Origin of the sequence: Streptomyces coeruleorubidus (genome assembly GCF_028885415.1) — a bacterium.
GTDB classification, from domain to species: Bacteria; Actinomycetota; Actinomycetes; order Streptomycetales; family Streptomycetaceae; genus Streptomyces; species Streptomyces coeruleorubidus_A.
In genome coordinates, this window is record NZ_CP118527.1 from 3,317,937 (window position 1) to 3,339,418 (window position 21,482).

22 protein-coding genes and 2 tRNA genes are annotated in these 21,482 nt (G+C 69.2%); 4 read left to right on the forward strand and 20 right to left on the reverse strand.

The genetic code is table 11. The annotated features are described in order from the left end of the window. Window positions 1-61: 61 nt before the first annotated feature. Window positions 62-2,686, reverse strand: a complete 2,625-nt coding sequence (locus PV963_RS15345) for a valine--tRNA ligase (RefSeq protein ID WP_274816278.1) — start codon at window positions 2,684-2,686, stop codon at window positions 62-64. A 138-nt stretch (window positions 2,687-2,824) separates the two neighbouring features. On the opposite strand from PV963_RS15345, the gene PV963_RS15350 reads away from it, so the two are divergent. Beyond that, the gene (locus tag PV963_RS15350; protein WP_274816279.1) at window positions 2,825-3,778 is read left to right on the forward strand and encodes a hypothetical protein; all 954 of its coding nucleotides are present in this window, start codon (window positions 2,825-2,827) and stop codon (window positions 3,776-3,778) included. Between the two features lie 61 nt (window positions 3,779-3,839). Here the strand turns inward: PV963_RS15350 and clpX are convergent, their stop codons facing one another. The 5 genes from clpX to PV963_RS15375 form a co-directional block, all read right to left on the reverse strand. Continuing rightward, on the reverse strand, window positions 3,840-5,126 hold the full coding sequence (gene clpX, locus PV963_RS15355; RefSeq protein ID WP_086853897.1) for an ATP-dependent Clp protease ATP-binding subunit ClpX: 1,287 nt from the start codon (window positions 5,124-5,126) through the stop codon (window positions 3,840-3,842). A gap of 181 nt (window positions 5,127-5,307) precedes the next feature. Then, window positions 5,308-6,015, reverse strand: a complete 708-nt coding sequence (locus PV963_RS15360) for an ATP-dependent Clp protease proteolytic subunit (protein ID WP_020271909.1) — start codon at window positions 6,013-6,015, stop codon at window positions 5,308-5,310. Window positions 6,016-6,125: 110 nt separating this feature from the next. Beyond that, entirely contained in the window at window positions 6,126-6,731 is a 606-nt protein-coding gene (locus tag PV963_RS15365; RefSeq protein WP_010041894.1) for an ATP-dependent Clp protease proteolytic subunit, read from the reverse strand. A gap of 260 nt (window positions 6,732-6,991) precedes the next feature. After that, complete coding sequence (gene tig, locus PV963_RS15370; RefSeq protein WP_274816280.1) at window positions 6,992-8,404, reverse strand: trigger factor; 1,413 nt, start codon at window positions 8,402-8,404, stop codon at window positions 6,992-6,994. Between the two features lie 193 nt (window positions 8,405-8,597). Continuing rightward, a tRNA-Pro gene (locus PV963_RS15375) sits at window positions 8,598-8,674 on the reverse strand. 165 nt (window positions 8,675-8,839) lie between these two features. Here PV963_RS15375 and PV963_RS15380 point away from each other — a divergent pair. Beyond that, window positions 8,840-8,910 (forward strand) — tRNA-Gly (locus PV963_RS15380). 69 nt (window positions 8,911-8,979) lie between these two features. On the opposite strand, the gene PV963_RS15385 is transcribed toward PV963_RS15380, so the two are convergent. The 10 genes from PV963_RS15385 to PV963_RS15430 form a co-directional block, all read right to left on the reverse strand. Continuing rightward, entirely contained in the window at window positions 8,980-10,137 is a 1,158-nt protein-coding gene (locus PV963_RS15385) for a tyrosine-type recombinase/integrase (protein WP_274816281.1), read from the reverse strand. Continuing rightward, complete coding sequence (locus PV963_RS15390) at window positions 10,137-10,349, reverse strand: excisionase family DNA-binding protein (RefSeq protein ID WP_274816282.1); 213 nt, start codon at window positions 10,347-10,349, stop codon at window positions 10,137-10,139. Before PV963_RS15390 ends, PV963_RS15385 begins: the two co-directional genes overlap by 1 nt. After that, window positions 10,342-11,721 (reverse strand): replication initiator protein RepSA, encoded by a 1,380-nt coding sequence (repSA, locus tag PV963_RS15395; protein WP_274816283.1) that lies wholly within the window; start codon window positions 11,719-11,721, stop codon window positions 10,342-10,344. The genes PV963_RS15390 and repSA overlap by 8 nt, the downstream gene beginning before the upstream one ends. Further along, window positions 11,714-11,899 carry a hypothetical protein gene (locus PV963_RS15400; RefSeq protein ID WP_274816284.1) on the reverse strand — a complete coding sequence of 62 codons (186 nt, stop codon included), beginning with the start codon at window positions 11,897-11,899 and terminating at the stop codon, window positions 11,714-11,716. The genes repSA and PV963_RS15400 overlap by 8 nt, the downstream gene beginning before the upstream one ends. 89 nt (window positions 11,900-11,988) lie before the next feature. Further along, window positions 11,989-12,306 (reverse strand): SpdD-like protein, encoded by a 318-nt coding sequence (locus PV963_RS15405; RefSeq protein ID WP_274816285.1) that lies wholly within the window; start codon window positions 12,304-12,306, stop codon window positions 11,989-11,991. Window positions 12,307-12,331: 25 nt separating this feature from the next. After that, window positions 12,332-12,487, reverse strand: a complete 156-nt coding sequence (locus PV963_RS15410) for a hypothetical protein (protein WP_020270385.1) — start codon at window positions 12,485-12,487, stop codon at window positions 12,332-12,334. Window positions 12,488-12,500: 13 nt separating this feature from the next. Continuing rightward, the gene (locus tag PV963_RS15415) at window positions 12,501-12,692 is read right to left on the reverse strand and encodes a mobile element transfer protein (protein ID WP_274816286.1); all 192 of its coding nucleotides are present in this window, start codon (window positions 12,690-12,692) and stop codon (window positions 12,501-12,503) included. Then, a complete protein-coding gene (locus PV963_RS15420) occupies window positions 12,679-13,437 on the reverse strand; it encodes a DUF2637 domain-containing protein (RefSeq protein ID WP_274816287.1) in 759 nt (252 codons plus the stop codon). Before PV963_RS15420 ends, PV963_RS15415 begins: the two co-directional genes overlap by 14 nt. 82 nt (window positions 13,438-13,519) lie before the next feature. Beyond that, window positions 13,520-14,875, reverse strand: coding sequence for an FtsK/SpoIIIE domain-containing protein (locus PV963_RS15425; RefSeq protein ID WP_274816288.1), 1,356 nt, complete (start codon window positions 14,873-14,875; stop codon window positions 13,520-13,522). A gap of 2 nt (window positions 14,876-14,877) precedes the next feature. After that, a complete protein-coding gene (locus PV963_RS15430; RefSeq protein ID WP_059423151.1) occupies window positions 14,878-15,231 on the reverse strand; it encodes a hypothetical protein in 354 nt (117 codons plus the stop codon). A 419-nt stretch (window positions 15,232-15,650) separates the two neighbouring features. On the opposite strand from PV963_RS15430, the gene PV963_RS15435 reads away from it, so the two are divergent. After that, a complete protein-coding gene (locus tag PV963_RS15435; RefSeq protein WP_425541020.1) occupies window positions 15,651-16,694 on the forward strand; it encodes an XRE family transcriptional regulator in 1,044 nt (347 codons plus the stop codon). On the opposite strand, the gene PV963_RS15440 is transcribed toward PV963_RS15435, so the two are convergent. After that, entirely contained in the window at window positions 16,678-17,472 is a 795-nt protein-coding gene (locus PV963_RS15440) for an NUDIX domain-containing protein (protein WP_274816290.1), read from the reverse strand. The genes PV963_RS15435 and PV963_RS15440 overlap by 17 nt on opposite strands. Before the next feature lie 566 nt (window positions 17,473-18,038). Between PV963_RS15440 and PV963_RS15445 the strand changes: the two genes are divergently transcribed. Further along, complete coding sequence (locus PV963_RS15445; protein WP_274816291.1) at window positions 18,039-18,251, forward strand: hypothetical protein; 213 nt, start codon at window positions 18,039-18,041, stop codon at window positions 18,249-18,251. A gap of 416 nt (window positions 18,252-18,667) precedes the next feature. Here PV963_RS15445 and PV963_RS15450 read toward each other — a convergent pair whose 3' ends face one another. The 3 genes from PV963_RS15450 to PV963_RS15465 all read right to left on the reverse strand — a co-directional run bounded on the left by PV963_RS15450 (window position 18,668) and on the right by PV963_RS15465 (window position 20,955). Beyond that, window positions 18,668-19,039, reverse strand: a complete 372-nt coding sequence (locus PV963_RS15450) for a hypothetical protein (protein WP_274816292.1) — start codon at window positions 19,037-19,039, stop codon at window positions 18,668-18,670. Between the two features lie 233 nt (window positions 19,040-19,272). Then, window positions 19,273-20,409, reverse strand: a complete 1,137-nt coding sequence (locus PV963_RS43985; RefSeq protein WP_425540902.1) for a protein kinase domain-containing protein — start codon at window positions 20,407-20,409, stop codon at window positions 19,273-19,275. A gap of 351 nt (window positions 20,410-20,760) precedes the next feature. Continuing rightward, window positions 20,761-20,955 (reverse strand): hypothetical protein, encoded by a 195-nt coding sequence (locus tag PV963_RS15465; RefSeq protein WP_010041885.1) that lies wholly within the window; start codon window positions 20,953-20,955, stop codon window positions 20,761-20,763. Window positions 20,956-21,482: the final 527 nt, after the last annotated feature.

Sequence of the window (21,482 nt, forward strand, 5' to 3'; positions counted from 1 at the left end):
CTGAACTGCGTAAAGGCCCCGGCGCTGCCAAGCACCGAGGCCTCCACGACCGCACGAACCCTTAACCCTGCGGCAGCCTCTCCAGCTGCGCCTGGATCCGGGCGATGTCCTCCTCCGCCTTGGACAGGCGGGTGCGGATCTTCTCCACGACGTGGTCGGGGGCCTTCGCCAGGAACGCCTCGTTGCCGAGCTTGGCGCCCGCCTGCGCCTTCTCCTTCTCAGCCGCCGCGAGGTCCTTCGCGAGGCGCTTGCGCTCCGCCGCCACGTCGATCGTGCCGGAGAGGTCGAGGGCGACCTCGGCGCCGGCGACCGGCAGGGTCGCCGTGGCCGTGAAGGCGTCGCCCTCCGGCTGGAGCCGGAGCAGCTGGCGGATGGCGGCCTCGTGCGCCGCGAACGGCGTGCCGTCCAGGGTCAGCCGGGCCGGGACCCGCTGGCCGGGCTGGAGGCCCTGGTCGGCGCGGAAGCGGCGGACCTCGGTGATGACCGACTGGAGGCTCTCGATCTCGCGCTCGGCGTCGGCGTCCCGGAAGCCACTGTCCTTCGGCCAGTCGGCGATGACGACGGACTCGCCGCCGGTCAGCGTCGTCCACAGCGTCTCCGTCACGAACGGGACGACCGGGTGCAGCAGCTTCAGCGTGACGTCGAGGACCTCGCCGAGGACGCGCTTGCTGACCTCGGCCGCCTCGCCGCCCGCCTGGAACGTCGTCTTGGACAGCTCGACGTACCAGTCGAAGACCTCGTCCCACGCGAAGTGGAACAAGGAGTCGGACAGCTTCGCGAACTGGTAGTCGTCGTAGTACGCGTCGACTTCCGCGACGACCGTGTTGAGGCGGGAGAGGATCCAGCGGTCCGTCGAGGACATCTTCGACGGGTCCGGAAGCGGGCCGTCCACCGTCGCGCCGTTCATCAGTGCGAAGCGCGTCGCGTTCCAGATCTTGTTGGCGAAGTTGCGGGAGCCCTGGACCCAGTCCTCGCCGATCGGGACGTCGACGCCCGGGTTCGCGCCACGGGCCAGAGTGAACCTGAGCGCGTCCGAGCCGTACTTGTCCATCCAGTCCAGCGGGTTGACCGCGTTGCCGAAGGACTTCGACATCTTCTTGCCGAACTGGTCGCGGACCATGCCGTGCAGGGCGATGGTGTGGAACGGCGGGGTGCCGTCCATCGCGTACAGGCCGAACATCATCATCCGGGCGACCCAGAAGAAGAGGATGTCGTAGCCGGTGACCAGGACGGAGTTCGGGTAGAACTTCGCGAGCGACTCGGTCTGTTCGGGCCAGCCGAGCGTGGAGAAGGGCCAGAGACCGGAGGAGAACCAGGTGTCGAGGACGTCGGTGTCCTGACGCCAGCCCTCGCCGCTCGGCGGCTCCTCGTCGGGGCCGACACAGACGACCTCGCCGTTCGGGCCGTACCAGACCGGGATGCGGTGGCCCCACCACAACTGCCGCGAGATGCACCAGTCGTGGAGGTTGTCGACCCAGTCGAAGTAGCGCTTCTCCATCTCCTGCGGATGGATCTTGACGCGGCCGTCGCGGACGGCGTCACCCGCCGCCTTCGCCAGCGGGCCGACCTTGACCCACCACTGCATGGAGAGCCGGGGCTCGATGGTGGTCTTGCAGCGCGAGCAGTGGCCGACCGAGTGGACGTACGGCCGCTTCTCGGCGACGATCCGGCCCTCGGCGCGCAGCGCGGCGACGATCGCCGAGCGGGCCTCCAGGCGGTCCAGACCCTGGAAGGGGCCGTGGGCGGTGATCACGGCGTGCTCGTCCATGATCGTCAAGGCCGGGAGGTCGTGACGCTGGCCGATCTCGAAGTCGTTCGGGTCGTGCGCCGGGGTGACCTTGACGGCACCCGTACCGAACTCGGGGTCGACGTGCTCGTCCGCGACGACCGGGATGGAGCGGTCGGTCAGCGGCAGCTTGACCAGCTTGCCGATCAGGTGCTTGTACCGCTCGTCCTCGGGGTGGACGGCGACTGCCGTGTCACCGAGCATCGTCTCGGCGCGGGTGGTGGCGACGACGATGGTGTCGTCCCCGTCGCCGTACTTCATGGAGACGAGCTCGCCGTCGTCGTCCTGGTACTCGACCTCGATGTCCGAGATGGCGGTCAGACAGCGCGGACACCAGTTGATGATGCGCTCGGCGCGGTAGATCAGCTCGTCGTCGTAGAGCCGCTTGAAGATGGTCTGGACGGCCTGGGAGAGGCCCTCGTCCATGGTGAAGCGCTCGCGCGACCAGGCGACGCCGTCACCGAGGCGTCGCATCTGCCCGCTGATCTGCCCGCCGGACTCGCCCTTCCACTGCCAGACCCGCTCGACGAAGGCCTCACGGCCCAGGTCGTGCCGGGACTTGCCCTCCTTGGCGAGCTCCCGCTCGACGACGTTCTGCGTGGCGATACCGGCGTGGTCCATGCCGGGCTGCCACAGCGTCTCGTACCCCTGCATCCGCTTACGGCGGGTCAGGGCGTCGATGAGGGTGTGCTCGAAGGCGTGCCCGAGGTGCAGGCTGCCCGTGACGTTCGGCGGCGGGATGACGATCGTGTACGGCGGTTTGTCGCTCTTCTCGTCCGCCTCGAAGTAACCCCGCTCTACCCAGCGCTCGTACAGCGGCCCCTCTACGTCGGCCGGCGCGTACTGGGTCGGCAGGTCGGTGCTGGGCGCTGGTGGCTGCTGCTGAGCGTTCTCGGTCACGGGGGTCAGTTTAGAGGTGTCACTACCCCGTCCCGAAACGCGTTTGCTGTGTAACGGTGAGGGCCCCGATGCCATGCACACGACGGGTCTGCGCCAGGATGTCCGGAACACATAAGCATCTGGAGGGGAACCCAGACCATGAGCTACAACCAGCCGGGCCCGTACGGCGGGCAGCCCCAGCAGCCCGGGCCGTACGGCCAGCCGGGACCGTACGGCCAGCCGCCGCAGGCCCCCCAGCCCGGCTACGGCTACCCCCAGCAGGCCCCTCCGCCCCAGCCCGGCTACGGCTACCCGCAGCAGCCCCCGCAGGGCGTCCCGCCCCAGCCGAACCCGTATGGCCAGCAGCCCCCGTACGGCCAACAGCCGCCCTACGGCCAGGCCCCGTACGGCGTGCCCCAGCCCCCGGCCCCTGGCGGCGGCAAGAAGAAGACCGGCCTCATCATCGGCGCGGTAGCGGTCGTTGCGGCGATCGGCGTGGGCGCGTACTTCGTGATCGGCGGGGGCGGTGGCGGCCTGGAGGACGACGGGCCGCACAAGCTCACGACGCCGGCGACGGTTCTCAGCGATTACAAGCGCAGCACGAAGGACGGGTCGACGGTCGGCGACGACTCGACGTCGGAGCTGGAGAAGAGCGGCGTCAAGAACGCCAAGTCCGCGGCGGGCCTCTACAACACGGTCGACCTGAGCGACTACGACCCCGACGATCCGTCGTCCGCGGCGAAGATGGCGACGGCCAAGACCCTTACGGTGGCCGGGGCCTACGGTGAGATCTCCGACCCGGAGGCGACCCTGGACCTGTTCTTCGCCAACTTCAAGAAGTCGGCCGAGAAGGAGTCCTCCACCGGGTCCGGCAAGCCGGAGCTGGTCGGCGAGCCCGAGGCGGCGGACCTCGACGGCGCGGTCATGAAGTGCCAGTCGGTCAAGGGGCAGGACCGGCTGACCAAGAAGGAGAAGACCAACTGGTTCTGCGCGTGGGCGGACTACAGCACGATCGCCATCGTGTCGCCGGGCGACGCCGCGCAGGGAGTCACCAAGGACGTGGCGATCGACCTCACCACCAAGGTCCGCGGGGAAGTCCGCGTCAAGGCCTGACCACCGGCCACGACGAAGGCGCCCGGCAACTGTGCTGGGCGCCTTCGCGTGCGGTGGGTGGCTAGGCCGTCTTCTGCTCCCCCGGACCGCGTCCGCGCGCATCCCGCGGAATCAGCGTCGGGTTCACGTTCGACTGGACGACGTCCGCCGTGATGACGACCCGGGCCACGTCCTTGCGGGACGGGACCTCGTACATCACGCCCTGGAGGACCTCCTCCATGATGGCGCGCAGGCCGCGCGCGCCGGTCTGGCGGAGGATGGCCTGGTCGGCGATGGCTTCGAGGGCCTCGCGCTCGAAGTCCAGCTCCACGCCGTCGAGTTCGAAGAGGCGCTCGTACTGCTTGACGAGCGCGTTGCGCGGCTCGACGAGGATCTGGAGCAGGGCCTCGCGGTCGAGGTTGTGGACCGAGGTGATGACCGGGAGGCGGCCGATGAACTCCGGGATCATGCCGAACTTGACCAGGTCCTCCGGCATGACCTCCTGGAACTGGTCCTTGGACTCCATCTCGCGCTTGGAGCGGATCTGCGCGCCGAAGCCGATGCCCTTGGCGCCGGCCCGGGACTCGATGATCTTCTCCAGTCCGGCGAAGGCGCCGCCCACGATGAACAGCACGTTCGTCGTGTCGATCTGGATGAACTCCTGGTGCGGGTGCTTGCGGCCGCCCTGCGGCGGGACCGAGGCCGTGGTGCCCTCGAGGATCTTGAGCAGGGCCTGCTGGACGCCCTCGCCCGAGACGTCGCGAGTGATCGAGGGGTTTTCACTCTTCCTCGCGACCTTGTCGATCTCGTCGATGTAGATGATCCCGGTCTCGGCCTTCTTGACGTCGTAGTCGGCGGCCTGGATCAGCTTGAGCAGGATGTTCTCGACGTCCTCACCGACGTAGCCGGCCTCCGTCAGGGCCGTGGCGTCGGCGATCGCGAAGGGGACGTTCAGCATCCGCGCGAGGGTCTGCGCGAGGAGGGTCTTGCCGGAGCCCGTGGGGCCGAGGAGGAGGATGTTGGACTTCGCCAACTCGATGGCGTCGTCGCGGCCGTTCGCCCCGCCGTTCTCACCGGCCTGGACCCGCTTGTAGTGGTTGTAGACCGCGACGGAGAGGGCCTTCTTGGCGGCCTCCTGGCCGACCACGTAGCCCTCGAGGAACTCGTAGATCTCGCGGGGCTTCGGGAGCTCCTCCCAGCGGACCTCGCTGGTCTCCGCCAGCTCCTCCTCGATGATCTCGTTGCAGAGGTCGATGCACTCGTCGCAGATGTACACACCGGGCCCTGCGATGAGCTTCTTGACCTGCTTCTGGCTCTTGCCGCAGAACGAGCACTTGAGCAGATCGCCGCCGTCACCGATGCGTGCCACGGTGTGCTTCCCCTTCGCCTGGGAGACTCCTGGACGCCGACGTCCAGCGGACTCCTGGTGCTGCCTTATGTCCGACGGTACCTTGCCGGGCCCCTCGTTCGGGCCCCCCTTGGCGCGGTTCACTTTGACGTGGACCGTCCGAAACCGTGCCAAGGGGCGGCAGACGATACAGCCTCTCGCCTCAGCGCAGGCTCGAGTTGTCCATCTTCCGGGTGGTGATGACCTGGTCGATCAGGCCGTAGCTCAGCGCGTCCTCGGCCGTGAGGATCTTGTCGCGCTCGATGTCCTCGCGGATCTTCTCGATCGTCTGCGTGGAGTGCTTGGCCAGCATCTCCTCCAGCTGCGAGCGCATCCGGAGGATCTCGTTGGCGGCGATCTCCAGGTCGGACACCTGGCCGCGGCCGGTCTCGCTGTACGGCTGGTGGATCAGCACGCGCGCGTTCGGCAGGGCCATGCGCTTGCCCGGCGTGCCGGCGGCCAGCAGGACGGCGGCGGCGGAGGCCGCCTGGCCCATGCAGACCGTCTGGATGTCCGGCTTCACGTACTGCATCGTGTCGTAGATCGCCGTGAGCGCCGTGAAGGAGCCACCGGGGCTGTTGATGTAGACCGAGATGTCACGGTCGGGATCCATCGACTCCAGGCACAGCAGCTGCGCCATGACGTCGTTGGCGGAGGCGTCGTCGATCTGGACGCCTAGGAAGATCACGCGCTCCTCGAAGAGCTTCGCGTACGGGTCGTACTCGCGGATGCCCTGGGAGGTGCGCTCGACGAAGCGCGGGATGACGTAGCGGGACTCGGCCTGCGGGCCGGTGTACTCGCCCTGAGCGGCGCGCATGTCCTGCACGGCGTGCATACGGTCGTAGATCCCGCTGCCGGGGAACTGGTTCACGGTGTCTCCTGAAAAGGGCTGAGGCGGTCGGCTGGGGCTGTATGGGGTCTCGGGGGCCCGGGAGGGGCTCCGTGGGCCTCACGGGGCGCCACAGGCCCCGTGGGGACCTCTCAGGCCCCGGTGCCGCCGCCGCCCGGCATGCCGGCGGCCGTGGGCATGACGTCGTCGATGAGGCCGTACTCCTTGGCCTCGAAGGCGTCGAACCAGCGGTCGCGGTCCGAGTCGCGGGTGATCTGCTCGACCGTCTGGCCCGTGTGCTGGGCCGTGAGCTCGGCCATGCGCTTCTTGGTGTGCAGCAGCCGCTCGGCGTGGATCTTGATGTCCGAGGCCGAACCGGCCAGGCCGGCGGAGGGCTGGTGGATGAGGATCTCGGCGTTCGGCAGCGCGAAGCGCTTGCCGGGGGTGCCGGCGCTGAGCAGGAACTGTCCCATCGAGGCCGCGAGGCCCATGGCGATCGTCACCACGTCGTTCTTGATGTACTGCATGGTGTCGTAGATCGCCATGCCGGCCGTGATCGAACCGCCGGGGCTGTTGATGTACAGGTAGATGTCCTTGTCCGGTTCGGCGGCAAGGAGCAGCAGCTGTGCGGTGATCTTGTTCGCGATGTCGTCGTCGACCGGCTGGCCGAGGAAGATGATCCGCTCGTTGAGCAGCCGGTTGTAGACCTGGTCGCCGAGGCCACCACCGATGGAAGGCTCGCCGGCGGCTGAAGGCATCAGATTCGTCACGTATCCACCTGCTCGTCTTACGACGGCGCCGGGCCGTCTTCACGTGTTCCCTGCGGGGCGGGAGCCGTATCGGAGACTCCACTGCCCTGGTATTCATGGACCCTAACGCGCGGGTCCCTTCGGGGAATCCCGGAGATGGGAGTGTTCGCCGGGGGCGTAGCGACTCGGGGGCCGGTAACGCGACGGGCCCCGAGAAACACTGTGTGTCTCGGGGCCCGTCCTCACGGCGTTTCGAAGTGCCCGGGGGCTCAGCCCTCGGTCTGCTCCTCGGCCTTCTCCTCGGCGGGCTCGGCCGGGGTCTCAGCGGCCGGGGTCTCCTCGGCGGAGGCCTCGGTGGTCTCCTCGTCCTCTTCGTCGTCGAGGTCGATGATCTCGCCGTTGGTGTCCTTGACCGTGGCCTTCTCGACCACGACGGCCAGGGCCTTGCCGCGGGCGACCTCGCCGACCAGGAGCGGGACCTGGCCGCCCTCGACGACGGCCTGGGCGAACTGGTCGGGGGACATGCCGGAGGAGGCGGCACGCCGCATGAGGTGCTCGGTGAGCTCCTCCTGGTTGACGTTGAGCTTCTCCTGCTTGACGAGCTCGTCGAGCACGAACTGGGTCTTGATGCCCTTGACCGCGGCCTCGCGGGTCTCGGTCTCGAACTCCTCCTCGCTCTTGCCCTGGATCTCCAGGTACTTCGCGAGGTCGAGACCCATCTGGCCGAGCTGGTGGTGCTCGAGGTTGTGCTTACGGGTGTTGACCTCGTCCTCGAGCAGCTTCTCGGGGACCGGGACCTCGACCAGCTCGAGCAGCTTCTCCAGGACGCGCTCCTGGGCCTGCGTGGCCTGGTCGTACTGCTTCATGTTCTCGAGGCGCTTGCGGCTGTCCGCGCGCAGCTCCTCGATGGTGTCGAACTCGGAGGCGAGCTGCGCGAACTCGTCGTCCAGCTCGGGCAGTTCACGCTTGGCGACCTGGGTGACCTTGACGGTGACCTCGGCCTCCTTGCCGGCGGCGGAGCCGCCCTTGAGCTCGGAGGTGAAGGTGGCCTCGCCACCGGCCTCCAGGCCCTTCACGGCGTCGTCGATGCCGTCCAGCAGCTCGCCGGAGCCGATCGTGTAGGAGACGCCGCTCGCGACGCCGTCCTCCAGGACCTCGCCGTCGACCTTGGCCTCCAGGTCGATCGTCACGACGTCGCCGTCCTCGGCGGCACGCTCGACCGGGGCGGTGGAGGCGAAGCGCTCGCGGAGCTCCTCGACCGCCTTGTCGACGTCCTCCTCGGTGACCTCGACGGCGTCGACCTCGACCTCGATGCCGGAGTAGTCCGGGATCTCGATCGCGGGGCGGATGTCGACCTCGGCGGTGAAGTTCAGCGTCTCGCCGTCCTTCAGCTCCGTGATGTCGACCTCGGGCTGGCCCAGGGGGTTCAGCTCGGCCTCGTTGACCGCGTCGGTGTAGAACTTCGGAAGCGCGTCGTTGACGGCCTCCTCCAGCACCGCACCGCGGCCGAACCGCTGGTCGATGACCCGGGCCGGGACCTTGCCCTTGCGGAAGCCCTTCACCGTGACCTGCTGGTTGATTTTCTTGTACGCCGCGTCGAGGCTGTCCTTGAGCTCCTCGAAGGGCACCTCGACAGTGAGCCGAACCCGAGTCGGGTTCAGGGTCTCCACGGCGCTCTTCACGGTTCGGTCTCCTTGTGGCTGACTTCTTGGGTTCTGCCGGTGCCAGAGCGGCCCGGCGGATTTCGCCGCCCGGAGGACTTCAGACGCTGAGACATACGGGCGTGCAGCTTGCATAGTAACGGCAGCGACTACACCGCCCAAAAGGCGATCACGTAAGTGATCAGGCGACGATCACGCGAGGTGACCGGGTGGCTGGTCGGGGTGGCGGGATTTGAACCCACGGCCTTCCGCTCCCAAAGCGGACGCGCTACCAAGCTGCGCCACACCCCGTCTGGTGCGACACGTAGGGTACATGCCGCCGGGTGGTCCGGCCGCCGCATTTCCACAGGGCCTCTGCCGCGTCGGCACACGGCGGGAATGCGGTGTGCGACGGACGGGGCCGACCCGCTACGATGCCTTCAGTGCCGCGGTCGCCCGACCTGCGGCGCATGCTGTGCGGGCGTAGCTCAATGGTAGAGCCCTAGTCTTCCAAACTAGCTACGCGGGTTCGATTCCCGTCGCCCGCTCTGAACGGCTCAGGGCCAGGTCAGAGGATCATTCCTCCGCCTGGCCCTGAGTGTTTCCGGGGGCTGCGTTCAGTCCGGCGTGTCCCCCGCGTGCCCCTTCCGCTTTGGATCTTGCTTCTTCTCGGTCTTCCGGCCCTTGTCGACGAGGGCGCTCAGAGCGTCGGCGATCAGCCGGTCACGTTCGGCGCTCGCGTGCTGGTAGATCAGCGCGGCCCGGGCAGTGCTGTGGCCCATGCGAGACATCAGCTCTCGCGTGCTCGCCCCCGTGGAGGCAGCCAGGGTGTTGCCCGTGTGCCGAAGATCATGGAAGTGCAGGCCCTTGATCCCGGCATCACTGCACGCCTTGCGCCACAGCCGGTTGAAGTGGTTCCGACGAGGAGTCGCCCCCTTGGCGCCGAGGAACACCCGGCCGTCGGCTCCAGGCTCGGCGTACCGCTCCAGGTGGTCACGGATGTCCGGGATGATCGCGGCTGGAATCGACACGGTGCGCTTGCCCGCAGCGCTCTTGGGTGCCTTGATCTCGCGCTGCCCGTTGAACAGCTCGGCGACGGCCCGTCGGACGCGAACGGCCCCGTGATCGAGATCGATGTCCCGGCGGTGCAGGCCAATCAGCTCGCCCCAGCGCAGGCCGAGGAATCCGGCCATCAGTACGAGCGCCCGGTAGCGGGGCTGCATGGCGTCGGCCAGGTCGTAGACCTCTTGCACGGTGGCGGTCGGTCGTTCGGGGGTGTGCACGGTGCTGGCGCCCTTGATCGTGCACGGGTTGCGCCTGATCATCTGGTCGGCGACGGCCGTGCCCATGATCGCGCGCAGCAGGGCGTACGCCTTGGCGACGGTCGTCGGGCCGGTGCCGGACGCCAGCTTGTCAGCACGCCAGCGTCGCACGAGCGGAGGCGAGATCTCCGCGACGTTGACGGCTCCGAAGGCGGGTTCGAGGTGGTGCCGCAGGAGCGAACCGTAGAGCTGCCGCGTGGTGGCAGTCAGCTCGCGTTCCTTGATCCAGGCAGTGGCGTACTCGCCGAACGGCACTTTCCCGGCGTCGGGGTCGTGCCAGTCGCCGCGCCGCAGCTCGGTCTGCTTGTCGGCAAGCCAGTCGTCGGCATCCTTCTTGGTGCGGAAGGTGTGGGGCGCAGGCCGGAGCTGCCCGTCCGGACCGAGATACCGAGCCTGATAGCGACCGGACGGGAGCTTGCGGACCCGGCCGAAGTGCCGGCGCTTCCCTGCCATCAGGCAGCCACCCCCCGAAGGGCTGCACCACGCCGACGCGGCTTCACCGTGTTGGCGTCGATGAACTCACGAACCGCGCTCTCGGGTATCCGGACGTGGCGGCCCACCTTCACGTAGGTGATGCGGCGCTCCTCGATCAGACGCCGGGGGAAGCGCACCGTGGTGCCGAGGACCTCGGCGACCTGGTCGACGCTGAGGTATCGCTCATTCATGGTCGTGCTCTCCTTCCTGACGCAGGTGCGCGAGGGCTTCGCGGGCGGTTTCGCGGTTGAGCTGGAGGTCGCGGGCGATGGTGGCGGCGAGGGCGGACTCGCCGGGGGTGTGGCCGTGTCCGGCGTACTGCCAGTCGGCCAGGACCAGGACGGTGTCCGGCTCGCGGTCGTCCAGGCCGAGGGAGGCGTGTTCCTGGGCGGCTCGGTAGTCGGCACGGGCCTGGCGCAGGGCGCCGAGGGTGGTGGAGTAGCGGCGGGACTTGGAGGAGAAGTGGCCGCGGAAGCCGAGCATGTGTGCCCAGGCCCATAGGCGCCGCTCGGGGTAGAGCGGGTCGAGTTCCTTGCAGGCCTGGATGAGGCGGCGGGTGTGGTCCGGGACCTGGTGACGGTCGAGCTCGGAGAGTTCGCCGATGCGCCGGTCGAGGGTGCCGGTCGTCTCGGCGGCCTTGGTGGCGTACTTGGCGACGTAGGAGGCGACCGCCTTTTCGGTGATCTGGGAGCCGTCACCGAAGGCCTTCACTGGCCGGACGTCGAGCTGGGTGCCCCAGCGGAAGGTGCGGGCGGGCTGGTCCTCGGCGGCTGGGACGGAGACCGTGGTGTAGGGGTGCGCGGCAGCTGCACGGATGGAGTCGGCGAGGAGATCGACCGTGGCCCAGGCGGGCGGTGTGGTCTCGGGTCCGTCGGGTCCGTCGATGCGGATCACGGCGTGGAAGTGCACGGCGCCCCGCCTTTGGAACTCGGCGACCTTGCCGTAGGAGAGGCGGGCGCGCTCCTTCAGCTCCCGTTGGGTGATGCCGGCGCGGGCGGCGATCTCGCGGCGGAGCCGGTTGGTGAAGCGCTGCCAGAGCTGACCGGCGTGGTTGTTGAACAGCACCGCGCCCGCGTAGTCGTACGTGGCCGGATCGAGGGCGGTGCCCAGTTCCGGGGCGTCTGCGGCGTGGCGGATGCCGCAGCGGCAGACGCCCCGGTCGGGCCTGTTGTGGACCGGGCCGAACGAGGGAGCGGTGAGCGTGGCGAAGACCCGGGGGTGGTCCCGGACGGTGGCGGGGATGTCGCGGCGGTCGTCTCCGGCGAGCCCGGCACGGATGAGGTGGTAGGTGTCGCCCGCGTACGTCCAGGCGCAGGAGGGACAGCGCGAGGCGCGGCGGTTGCCGCAGGCAACGCGGAGGCGCCCGCCCGGCTCACTCTCGGTGCTGTAGCGGTGCAGGGTCTCGCCGGTGGTCTTGTCCTTGTGCAGGGTCCAGCCGGTGAGGTGGATGGGGTCGGCGCAGCCGCCGGTGCGGCGGATCTGCTCGTGCCAGCGGTGGTAGTCGGATGCCGAAGCCACCCTCAGCAAGTCGCCGAGGGTGGTCGGGTCGAGCAGGTCAGGCACGCGCACCCTCCCGGACGCGGGCGGGGACGGTGCCCTGGCCGTTGCAGGCCCGGCAGTCGATGGTGAGCGTGGGCAGGTGGCCGTGCCGGTTGCGGCTGCCGGTGGTGATGGCGGCGGTGGCGAAGCCGTCGCAGTTGGGGCAGATGCGGGGCGTCGGCGTGGTGGTGGGGTGCGGCATGCTGGGGGTTCCTTCCGGTTCAGTGGATCGGACAGGGACGGCGCCCGGGCGGCGGATGCTTGGCGGTATCGGAGCCGCCCGGGGGCCGGTCAGCGTCGCTTGGCGTCGGCGTTGACCAGGGAGCGGATCACCAGGGCGCAGATGGCCAGCGAGGCGCCGGTGATGGCGACGGCCAGGAGCATGGAGACAAGGACGGCGCCGACGACCAGGACCACGGCGGTGCCACCGCCGACGAGGGCGAGCGCGGTGCCGGGGGTGAGCTGCACCGTCGGCCGGGACGGCTCCGGGGCCACCTGGGCGGGCGGCGGAGTTTGGGTGGCCGGGACTACGGTGGTCGGCTCGGCCACGGCGGGCGGGGTGACGTGGCCGGTCGGCGTGGGCATGGTGGGGATCTTCGGGCGGAACATCGGCGGTTCTCCCTTCCGAGGGCGGTTACTTGACGAAGGTGTCGATGGCGGGGGCCAGGACGCTGTCGGCGAGGAGGAAGCCGCCGAGCAGCAGGACGGCGATGAGCCAGGCGGGCGGGCGGATGAGCTTGACGCCGAGGTAGCCGACGACGAGCAGGGCGAGCCAGAGCGGTACTTCCATGGCTGAGGGCCTCCTATCGGACCTTGCAGCGGTGGGTGCGGGCGGCGAGCTGGGCGGCGGACTGGCTGGAGTAGTCGGCGGACCAGCCGCACCGGTCGGCGGTGCACACGGCGGCGTGCTTGGTCTGGCCGTGGCGGTCGCGGTGGGTGCCGATCTGCACCGGGCCGATCCGCATCACGGAGTGGAAGTGGTCACGGGCGGGCATGACGGTGGGTCTCCCTTCGGCAGGCGAGTTGGGCGGCGATGGCGTCGGCGAGCTGGGGCGGGACGCCGAGGCGGGCGCGCAGGGTGTCGGTGTCGATCGGCGTACCGGTACGGGCCTGGTGGTCGTCGGCGACCTTGCGGGCGTGGTCGACCAGCGCGGCCGGGACCGGCACAGCCGGAGCGGGCGCGGCCGGAGCGGGCGCGGCCGGAGCGGGCTCGGCCGGAGCGGGCTCGGCCGGAGCGGGCTCGGCGGCGGGAAGAGCCGGGGTGTCGTCGACCGCCGGGACCGGCTCAAGCTCGGGCTCTGGTTCGTTGTCGGGGACCGGCTCAGGGTTCGGTTCGGTGACCGGGGCTGCGGGCGCCGGCGGATCCTGCAGCCGGTCCGTGGCGGAGTGGGCGAGGAGAGTGCCGCCCATGAAGGCGAGCGCAGGCCAGGCCGCGACCAGGATCCGCAGCCACGCCGGGACCTGCTCCAAGTCGAGGAGTCCGGCGGTCGCGACGTTGGCGCCCAGCGAAGCGACAAGGGCGATGACGAACCAGCACCAGGCCAGCCGGGACGGCCCGTCGGAGCGCAGCCGCCGCCAGGCAGCGACCAGGAGCAGGTCCACGCTGATCGGGTAGGCCCAGGCTTTCCAGCCGTCCTGTCCTGCTGCGGCGGCCAGGTCGTGGAGGTGGGCGAAGGACAGCGCCCCGGCGATGACGGCCTGGACCAGGACGGCGTCGATGCGGAGAGCGGGGCGGGCCATCACGGCTCCTTCCTGTGATGTGGCATGGCGGGGGTAGGGACCTGGCGCGAAGCGGTCGCGTCGACCGGTGAAGCGGGGAGGGTCAGGCGGTGGCGGGGGCTGTCTTGGACAGCGGCACCCGGGCCGAGGGCAGAGCGGCGACCGCGGGCCGGAACGGTGCCAGGGCGGGCACGTCGGGGGTGCGGTCGGCGTACTTGTTGCAGAGGTTCACGGCCTGGCGCAGCGAGGTGTGCGGGGCGCGGATGCGGTGCCAGCCACCGGTGGAGTCACCGGCGATCGCGATGCCGCGTGTCTCGGCGGGGATCTGAATGGCGGCCAGGACGGCGTCCGGGGAGATGTCGCCGAAGGCCATGTTGGCGCTTGTTTCGTCGTTGACGCGGTGGGACGTGCGGCCGGTGAGCTGGGCTCGGAGCATGGTGATGCCCTTGCCGAGTTCGGAGCCGAAGCGCTGCCCGCAGATCTCCAGGTAGATTCCGGCCGCGCGGCCGAGCTGGGCGAGGCGGACCAGGGCGGTGATGATCCGGTCCCGGCGTTTCTCCTCGTCCTTCGAGGCGAACAGGGCGAGTTCGGCGACCTCGTCGACCAGGACCACGACGGGTACCGGACGGATGTCTTCGGGCAGGTCCCAGATGTCGGCGGCGATCTCCGCATCCGGCACGGCGACACTGATGCGTTGTTCAGCCCGGATCAGTTGGTAGACCTCCTCCATGTGGGAGACCAGGGCTTCGAGCAGTTCGAGGGCGGTGTCGGGGTTGTCGGCGAGGGCGGAGAACCGGCGCGCGAGCGGGAACAGCTCGACGCCTTGCTTGCAGTCGATGCCGACCAGGGCGACGTCCATCGGGGCGAGCCCGGCGACCAGGTTGCGCTGGTAGACGGACTTGCCGGACTCGGTCGCCCCGAGGGTCAGGCCGTGGGGGACCGCGCGGTAGTCGCGGTAGTGCACCGCGCCGTCCTCACGCAACGCGACCGGAACCCGCATCGGAACAGGGTCGACCTTCGCGGGCATCTGCACCCGCTTCAGCACGTCGTAGCCGGTCATCCGCACCTCAACCACACCGGAGCGGACCTCGCGGGAGATCACGCCGTACATCCCGAAGGAGTGGCGCAGCCGGTCCGTGGCGGCCGCCACGTCGAAGGCGTCCTGTCCGGGTCGGAGCTTGAGCCGCAGGACCAGGCCGGTCCGGGTGGGCCGCAGCCGCAGGATGCGCGGGACCCGGGACTCCGGCACCGGCCGGTTGGCCACCCGGGCCAAGGCCAGCCGCCAGCGTGAGGGCGGGACCGTCAGGCCGCAGGCGTCCATGACCGAGGCGTAGCGGACCAGGACCCGCACCGTGGCGACGAGGACTCCGAAGGTCAGCCAGTACCAGGCGGGGCGCCGCCACCGCAGGAGACCCGCAGCAGCGACGACCACAACCACAGCGACCATGAACCACGTCATGATCAGGCCGCCTCGGATGCCGAACCGGTGGCGGCCAGCGAGGTGACCGCGACGGCGCGGAAGGCGATGCCGTGACGCTTCTGGCCGTTGAACTCGTTCTCCCACGGCCGGGCGATCAGTCCCGTCAGCGCGACCGGGGTTCCCATGGCCAGGTCGCTGGAGATACCGGGCTCCGGGACGGTGATGGACAGGATCTCGACCTCGTCGTTGGCCGCGAACATCACGTCGACGGTCATGAGCTTGACGCCGTCGGCGTCGGTGGCGATCTCGCCGGTCCGGCGGTCACGGACCTTGGGCTGCGGGGCCTTGGCGACCATCACGGTCGCGCCGGACGTCTCAACGGGGATCTGACGCATGATGGAACTCCCTTGAGGGGCGGGAGCGGCGTACTTGCTTGGCGGTGGGTCGCCGCTCTCGTGCGTTGACAGATGAGCGCAGCAAAGCTGCGGGTTCGCGCCCCAACTGGTGCGCACCAGTAGGTTGCATCTGGTGCGCACCAGATGTCAAGCGCTGTCGCTGCTTTGGCTTTTCAACTCGCCTTGCTGCGACACTTCTAGGGAACCGTTTCTGCCAACGCCCCGGTAGCCAACAGGGGTTAACACCTGACTCGTTAACCCCTGCCGACCTGCGGTGATGTGCGGCATGCTGCAATAAGGTCTCTGTAACCCAGGCAGGGCGGCACCACGTGACGAACGGACTCAAGGCAGCAAGGAGCGCACGGGAGTGGTCGCAAGAGCGGCTGGTCCGGGAAATCGAGCGTTATGCGCAACAGCACATGCTCGATGTCGCGTCGAGAGCCAGCCTGCGCGTGTACGTCTCGGAGTGGGAGAACGGCCGGCGCAACGTCTCAGCCCGCTACGCCAAGATACTGCGCGCGCTGCTTGGCATCACTGATGACGAACTGGCGGGCAGGACTGAGCTGCTGACGTCATCGGTCACGGCGGATGGATATGACGAGCTGATGGGCCGGATCGACGCGGCTCGCAGCATCAGCACGTCCATGGTGGACACGTTCATGGACCAAACGGAGCTGCTCCGAACAATGGACCGGCAGATGGGGGCCGCAAGCCTCGTCGACCAGATGACGGCCCACCTGACGACGCTTGAGGACGCCCTCACTTTCGCCGTGCTGCCCGAGACACGGCGTCCAGTCGCACGTGCCTTGGCAGGAGCAGCGACACTCGCCGCCTGGCAAGCTCTTGACGTCGGAGCCATTGAGCGAGCCTGGCGGCACTACGAGTTGGGCAAGCGCGCCGCCCAGGAGGCCGAAGAGCCGATGTACCTGGCGCACGCCACAGCCGAACAGGCCTACGTGCTCTGCGACGCCGGACGGGCGCCCATGGCGGTGCAGCTGATACGCGAGGCACAGCGACTCGGCGGCACGGCCATGTCCCCACGCCTTACAGCTTGGCTGCACGCCGCAGAAGCCGAGATATGTGCCCGAGCCGGTATGCCCGACGATTGCAAGCGCGCACTGGAGAGCGCCGTACGGTCCCTGCCTCCGGGTGAGGACGCTCGCGACCCGGACATGCTGAGCATCTTCCTCAACGAGGGGCACCTCGCCAGATGGCGCGGCAACGCACTCGCCCTGATCGGTGACCACGAAGCAGTCCAAAGCCTCTACACAGCCCTGGACACAGCCGACCCGACGTTCATACGGGCGTCCGCGGGGCTGCGCTGCGATCTCGCGCAGGCACACATGGCCCGAGGCGAGTACGACCAGGCGCAAGAGCATCTCCGCCAGGGTCGCTTGATAGCGAACCGCACCGGGTCGGTACGTCAGAGGCGCAGGATCGAGCAGCTCACGCAGCAGTTGTAGGCGAAGCGCCAGCGCCACGCGAGGCGAGGACGTGGAGCAGGGCAACGAGGGTGCCAGAGCCCATGAGTTCGCCCCGCGCCATGAGGCCAGGAATGTCAGAGAGCGGCACCCAGGCGATGTGCCCCGCCTCCTCCAGGTCCGTCGGCTCTCCTACGAGCTTGGCGCCCTTGCCTACGAAGATGTCGTGCGGTGAGTCGACCATGCCCACCATGGGCTGATACGTGACCACCTGCTCAAGGGAGTCTGGCCGCCAGCCGGTTTCTTCCTCGACCTCACGCAGCGCCGTCTGCAAGGAGTCCTCCCCCTCGTCGACGATGCCACCCGGGAGCTCCCATCCGAACGAGTCGGGCACGAAGCGGTAGCGCCACATCATCAGGACACGGTCCTGGTCGTCGATGACGGCCGCGATGGCCACGTGGTGGAGCTTCACTACGTGGTGCTCGAAGCGGTCGACTCCTGGCGGCTCGACGTCGACGAGGCTGAGCTTCACCCAGCGGTTGTCGTACAGAGTCCGCTCACCATGGATCTGCCACGGCTCGACATCCGCCGGCGCCTGGGTAGTCACAGACCGATCCGGCACCCGATAGGAGCTACGGCCATGCACCTCAATGGCGCCCTCGGCGACGAGCTTCGCCAGCACCTGGCGGAGAGCCGTACGGCCGATGCCCAGCTCTTCGGACAGGGTTCGCTCAGATGGGATCTTGGAGCCAGGCGAGTACTTCCCCGTCGAGATCCACTCGCGGATCGTGCGGTAGACCCGCTCCGACTTCGGTCCCATCCGTTGAGCACACTCCTTGTCGCCGAGTTATGTCGAGCGACACAAGCGTAGCCGCCGGAGTACTCACGTGAGTAGACACAGCCGGAACCAGACGATCAGTGGGGGGCGCGGTAGAACTTTCCCTACTTCATCAAGTGCCCGCGCACGGCGCGGGCGCGCGCCGCCTCTGCGGCGCGGCCTGCCTCCTGTCTTCGCCCCGGCTGGCCGCGCCCGGCGGCGCGCTCGGCGGCTGCGGGCACGCGGTAGGGAGAAACCCTCTGTGGCTGGGGTGATCGACTCCGCGACTTTAGCCAGCCACTTTGGGGCGAGCCTCTAAGATCATGGCCCCAACGTCGTGCTTTAACGGGCAGGTCCACAGACTGCCCGACTCGCCGGAAGCTTACGGGGCCATGATCACTCGCCCCAAAGCAGCTCCCGGCCAAAGTCGCTCCGCCGATCACGTGGCTGGCTGACAGGTCGCGTTGCGTGATGAGCGAGCCTGTAGGGAAGGATGCACCTACACAGCCATCGGGCCGATCACCAGCCTGACTGGTTCTGCCCGGCAGCGCACACATAGGGGGACTCTCATGATCGAGCTAGGCATCCTGTTCGGCCTGTTACTGATGACAGTACTGGCTTTGATCTTCGTACTCCTGCGACGACGAAGCGGCAAGACGGAGAACGCCGACGGACTTCTCATCGAGCAGGCACGGCGGATACAGGCACAGAACGATCGAGTGACCTACGGACCTGGGTCAAAGAACAGCATGCCAACCATGCGCGATCCCTACCGCCCCTAGTTGCAGACGGGCGGTGAGGCGCGGCGCTCGCTGCTCCCGTGAGCGCCTGCCTGGGCCCTGCGCCAGATCTGGGCCACCCTGCGACTGGCAGAGCGGCAGAGGGGCACACGTGCCCCCTGCGTGCCCGACCGTGCGGCAGTCAGCGGGGAACAACGGGGATCCACGGCAAGCGGCACACGAACCTCCAGCTCAGCGTCTCGCCAGTTCAGCCCGTGTCCGGTTACGCGATCTTCCAAACTAGCTACGCGGGTTCGATTCCCGTCGCCCGCTCTTCAGGCCGAAGGCCCGGACGAGAGGTTTTCCTCTCCCCGGGCCTTCGGCGTTCGTGTGTCAGGTCGGTTCGCGGCCGAGATCATCACTGCCTCGCCGACGTTCGACCCGTCGGGCGACTTCGGCCTCATCCGGCGGACGGGCGTTCACAGGTCGCGTACGTCGACCGTGTAGACCGAGCGGTCGCCGTACGGGACGTACAGGGCGTCGCCGACCAGGGTGAGGGGGCGCCGGAAGTACACGCGGGTGGCGGAGCCGGTCGGCGGGCCCGGCCGTTCCACGCTGGAGTTGCTGTCCCGCAGGGTCCGGCCCGTGCGCGGGGAGACCGCGCTGACGCCGCCGCTGTCGCGGGTGAAGCAGACGGTTCCGCGGACGAGGTACACGCCGGACGCGTCGGACTGCTTGCCGGAGACCCGCACGGCGGTGAGCGTGCGCGAGGTGACGTCGACCAGGGTGAGGCCGCTGCCCGGCGAGTAGGCGTCCGCGAGCACCAGGTGGTCGCCGTCCCGGCCGAGCACGTCCAGGGCGCCCTTGGCCTCGGCCGTCCAGCGGGGTTTGCCGGTGGCCGTGCTGAGCTGGGAGGCGCTGGTCCGGGCGGGGCCCTTGCCCCACCTGCCGGTCGTGCAGATCAGGTAGGGGCGCTCGGCCGCCTCGCGCAGCAGACACCCTCCGTGACCTGCGGCCTCGGGTGCTGCCAGCGGACCTCGCCGGTGTCGGCGTCGAGCAGGGCGTACTGCTCGCCCTGGTCGCCCTACAGCGCGATGACCCCTTCGGGGGCGGCCGTGGCACCGCCCTGCTCGCCGTCGGGAACGCTCGCCGTCCGGCCGTCGGCCGTCCGGGTCCGCCAGAGACCCTTGCCGGTGTCGGCGGCCAGGGCCGCGACAGTGCAGGTGAACAGCGGGCCGGCGCCGTCCGCCAGCTGCCGCTCGTCCGCCTGGTAGGCGTGGACGCGGCCATGGTCCGTGCCGATGACCGCGCCCTCGTCCGAGGACGAGCCGTCCGGCGCGGTGGGGTCGACGGGCCGGGACCAGGTGTTGCGGCCCTCGGCGAGGTCGAAGCGGGTCGCCATGAACCGGGTACCGGCGCACACCAGAGACGTGCCCACGGAGGTGCAGCACTGGAAGTCGCCGCCGTCGCGGATGAGGACGACGGTGGCGACCACCACGGCGAACGCGGCGGCCAGGGCGGCGGAGACGAGCAGCAGGCGGCGTCGGCGGGAGCTGCGGGGGCGTGCGGCCTCGGGTGTCGGTGTCGGCGTCGGCGTCCCGGCGGGATCGCGCGGCTTCTGCTCGGCGCGTGCCGCGTGCGGCCATGCCGTTCCGGCGGGGCTCGGTCGGTCGGGCGCCCGGTCCCGGTCGCAGGGGGCGTGGTGAACCGGTGGCGGGCAGCATCTCGTCCGGTACGCCGGAGAGTTTCCGGCTCGCCCTCGACGACCCGCAGGGCCGTCTCGTAGGGGCTCGGGCTGTCGAAGGTGGCCGCGGCGGGTGGCGGCGTAGGCGAGGACCGAGCCGAGGGAGAAGATGTCGGCGGCCGGGCCGACGTCCTGGGGCGGGGACGCGAGCTGTTCCGGGGACATGAAGGGCGGCGTGCCCATGACGCGGCCGGTCTGGGTGAGGACGTCCGAGGCGACGAACTCGGCGGCGCGGGAGATGCCGAAGTCGATGACGCGGAGGCCGTCCTCGGCGAGCATCACGTTGGACGGCTTCAGGTCGCGGTGGACGCCTGAGGCGCGGTGCATGCCGCGCAGCGCCTCGACGAGGCCTGCAGCGAGTTCGCGCAGGCGGGGCAGCGGGAGCGGGCCGTGCTCGCGGACGTGGGTGCCGAGGTCCGCGCCCGGTATGCAGAGCGTGGCCATCCAGGGGCGCGGCGCGCCGGCGTCCGCGTCCACGACTGGGGCCCTGAAGGCCCCGCTGACCTGTCGGGCGGCGGCCACCTCTCGGCGCTGGGGGTCCCCCTGCTCGAGCGAAGCCGAGAGCCTGGGGGAGGGCACGGAACTCGTCGTCGTCGGCGTACTGGCCGTGCACCACCTTGATCGCAAGCGGCCGGCCGGAGGCCGGGCGGGCCAGGTGGACCACACCCATGCCGCCGGAGCCGAGGCGGTCCTCGATGCGGTAGCCCCCCACCTCGGCCGGGTCGGAGTCGCGCAGCGCCGTCCCCGTACGTTCCCCCCGTCACGCACTGTCCCCTGGTCGGGGAGGAGCGTATCCGCGCACTCCTCGGACCGGCGGTACCGGCCCGGTCAGAAGCTGATGGAGTTGATGGTCTCCGCTATCGAGTTGAGGAACCGGTTGATGGACGGGGCCATGCCGGTCGAGGCGAGGAAGAAGCCGAAGAGGATCGCCACGATCGCTGGGCCTGCCTTGATGGATCCCCCTCTCAGCAACACCACAAGGATGATCGCCAACAGCAGCACCACAGACAGTGAAATGGCCACAACTGATCACACCCTCGGTCGGTCCGCTCTCCCGGCCCGGGGACGCGACCCCGCGCACCCCGCCAGAACCATCGTGCCACCAACCCGGCCGGGCTATGCGGCCCGTGACGCATCGACCACCTCACTCGTGTCCGGACGCGTGTGCGCCGCCGGGGAGCGGGGGCCGAACTGCAGGGACTCGTACGGCAATTCGAAGTGCCACCCGCACAGGGAATTCGACGGAATCGTTTCCGTGTCCACACAACGCGTTCGCAGCTAATTCGAATTGCCCCCGCAAGCTCCTCAACAACGCCGCGGGCAGGCTTCGAAGGAGTGCGGAAGCGGACATTCCGCCGGAGTCGCCTGCTGGTCTTATGGGGCGCTTAGTCCGGAAGTATCACGACAAGCAGGGCGGGTGTGACGAGCGCAATCCGCCGTCGGACGATGTGTTGGTCATCACTCCGACAGTGACGTCAGCTACCCGAAATCCGGGGTACCCACAGCGAATAGCCAGGATTCACATCCGGCGTTTTACGAATAGCCGCGGG

Excerpts from the sequence above, each read along its gene's own strand:
- PV963_RS15445 (WP_274816291.1), top strand. The coding sequence starts at position 18,039 with ATGATCGAGCTAGGCATCCTGTTCGGCCTGTTACTGATGACAGTACTG.
- PV963_RS15435 (WP_425541020.1), top strand. The coding sequence starts at position 15,651 with ATGCTCGATGTCGCGTCGAGAGCCAGCCTGCGCGTGTACGTCTCGGAG.
- PV963_RS15365 (WP_010041894.1), bottom strand. The coding sequence starts at position 6,731 with ATGCCTTCAGCCGCCGGCGAGCCTTCCATCGGTGGTGGCCTCGGCGAC.
- PV963_RS15410 (WP_020270385.1), bottom strand. The coding sequence starts at position 12,487 with ATGGAAGTACCGCTCTGGCTCGCCCTGCTCGTCGTCGGCTACCTCGGC.
- PV963_RS15415 (WP_274816286.1), bottom strand. The coding sequence starts at position 12,692 with ATGCCCGCCCGTGACCACTTCCACTCCGTGATGCGGATCGGCCCGGTG.
- PV963_RS15385 (WP_274816281.1), bottom strand. The coding sequence starts at position 10,137 with ATGGCAGGGAAGCGCCGGCACTTCGGCCGGGTCCGCAAGCTCCCGTCC.
- PV963_RS15430 (WP_059423151.1), bottom strand. The coding sequence starts at position 15,231 with ATGCGTCAGATCCCCGTTGAGACGTCCGGCGCGACCGTGATGGTCGCC.
- PV963_RS15440 (WP_274816290.1), bottom strand. The coding sequence starts at position 17,472 with ATGGGACCGAAGTCGGAGCGGGTCTACCGCACGATCCGCGAGTGGATC.
- PV963_RS15400 (WP_274816284.1), bottom strand. The coding sequence starts at position 11,899 with ATGCCGCACCCCACCACCACGCCGACGCCCCGCATCTGCCCCAACTGC.
- PV963_RS15350 (WP_274816279.1), top strand. The coding sequence starts at position 2,825 with ATGAGCTACAACCAGCCGGGCCCGTACGGCGGGCAGCCCCAGCAGCCC.
- PV963_RS15390 (WP_274816282.1), bottom strand. The coding sequence starts at position 10,349 with ATGAATGAGCGATACCTCAGCGTCGACCAGGTCGCCGAGGTCCTCGGC.
- PV963_RS15420 (WP_274816287.1), bottom strand. The coding sequence starts at position 13,437 with ATGGCCCGCCCCGCTCTCCGCATCGACGCCGTCCTGGTCCAGGCCGTC.
- PV963_RS15405 (WP_274816285.1), bottom strand. The coding sequence starts at position 12,306 with ATGTTCCGCCCGAAGATCCCCACCATGCCCACGCCGACCGGCCACGTC.
- PV963_RS15425 (WP_274816288.1), bottom strand. The coding sequence starts at position 14,875 with ATGACGTGGTTCATGGTCGCTGTGGTTGTGGTCGTCGCTGCTGCGGGT.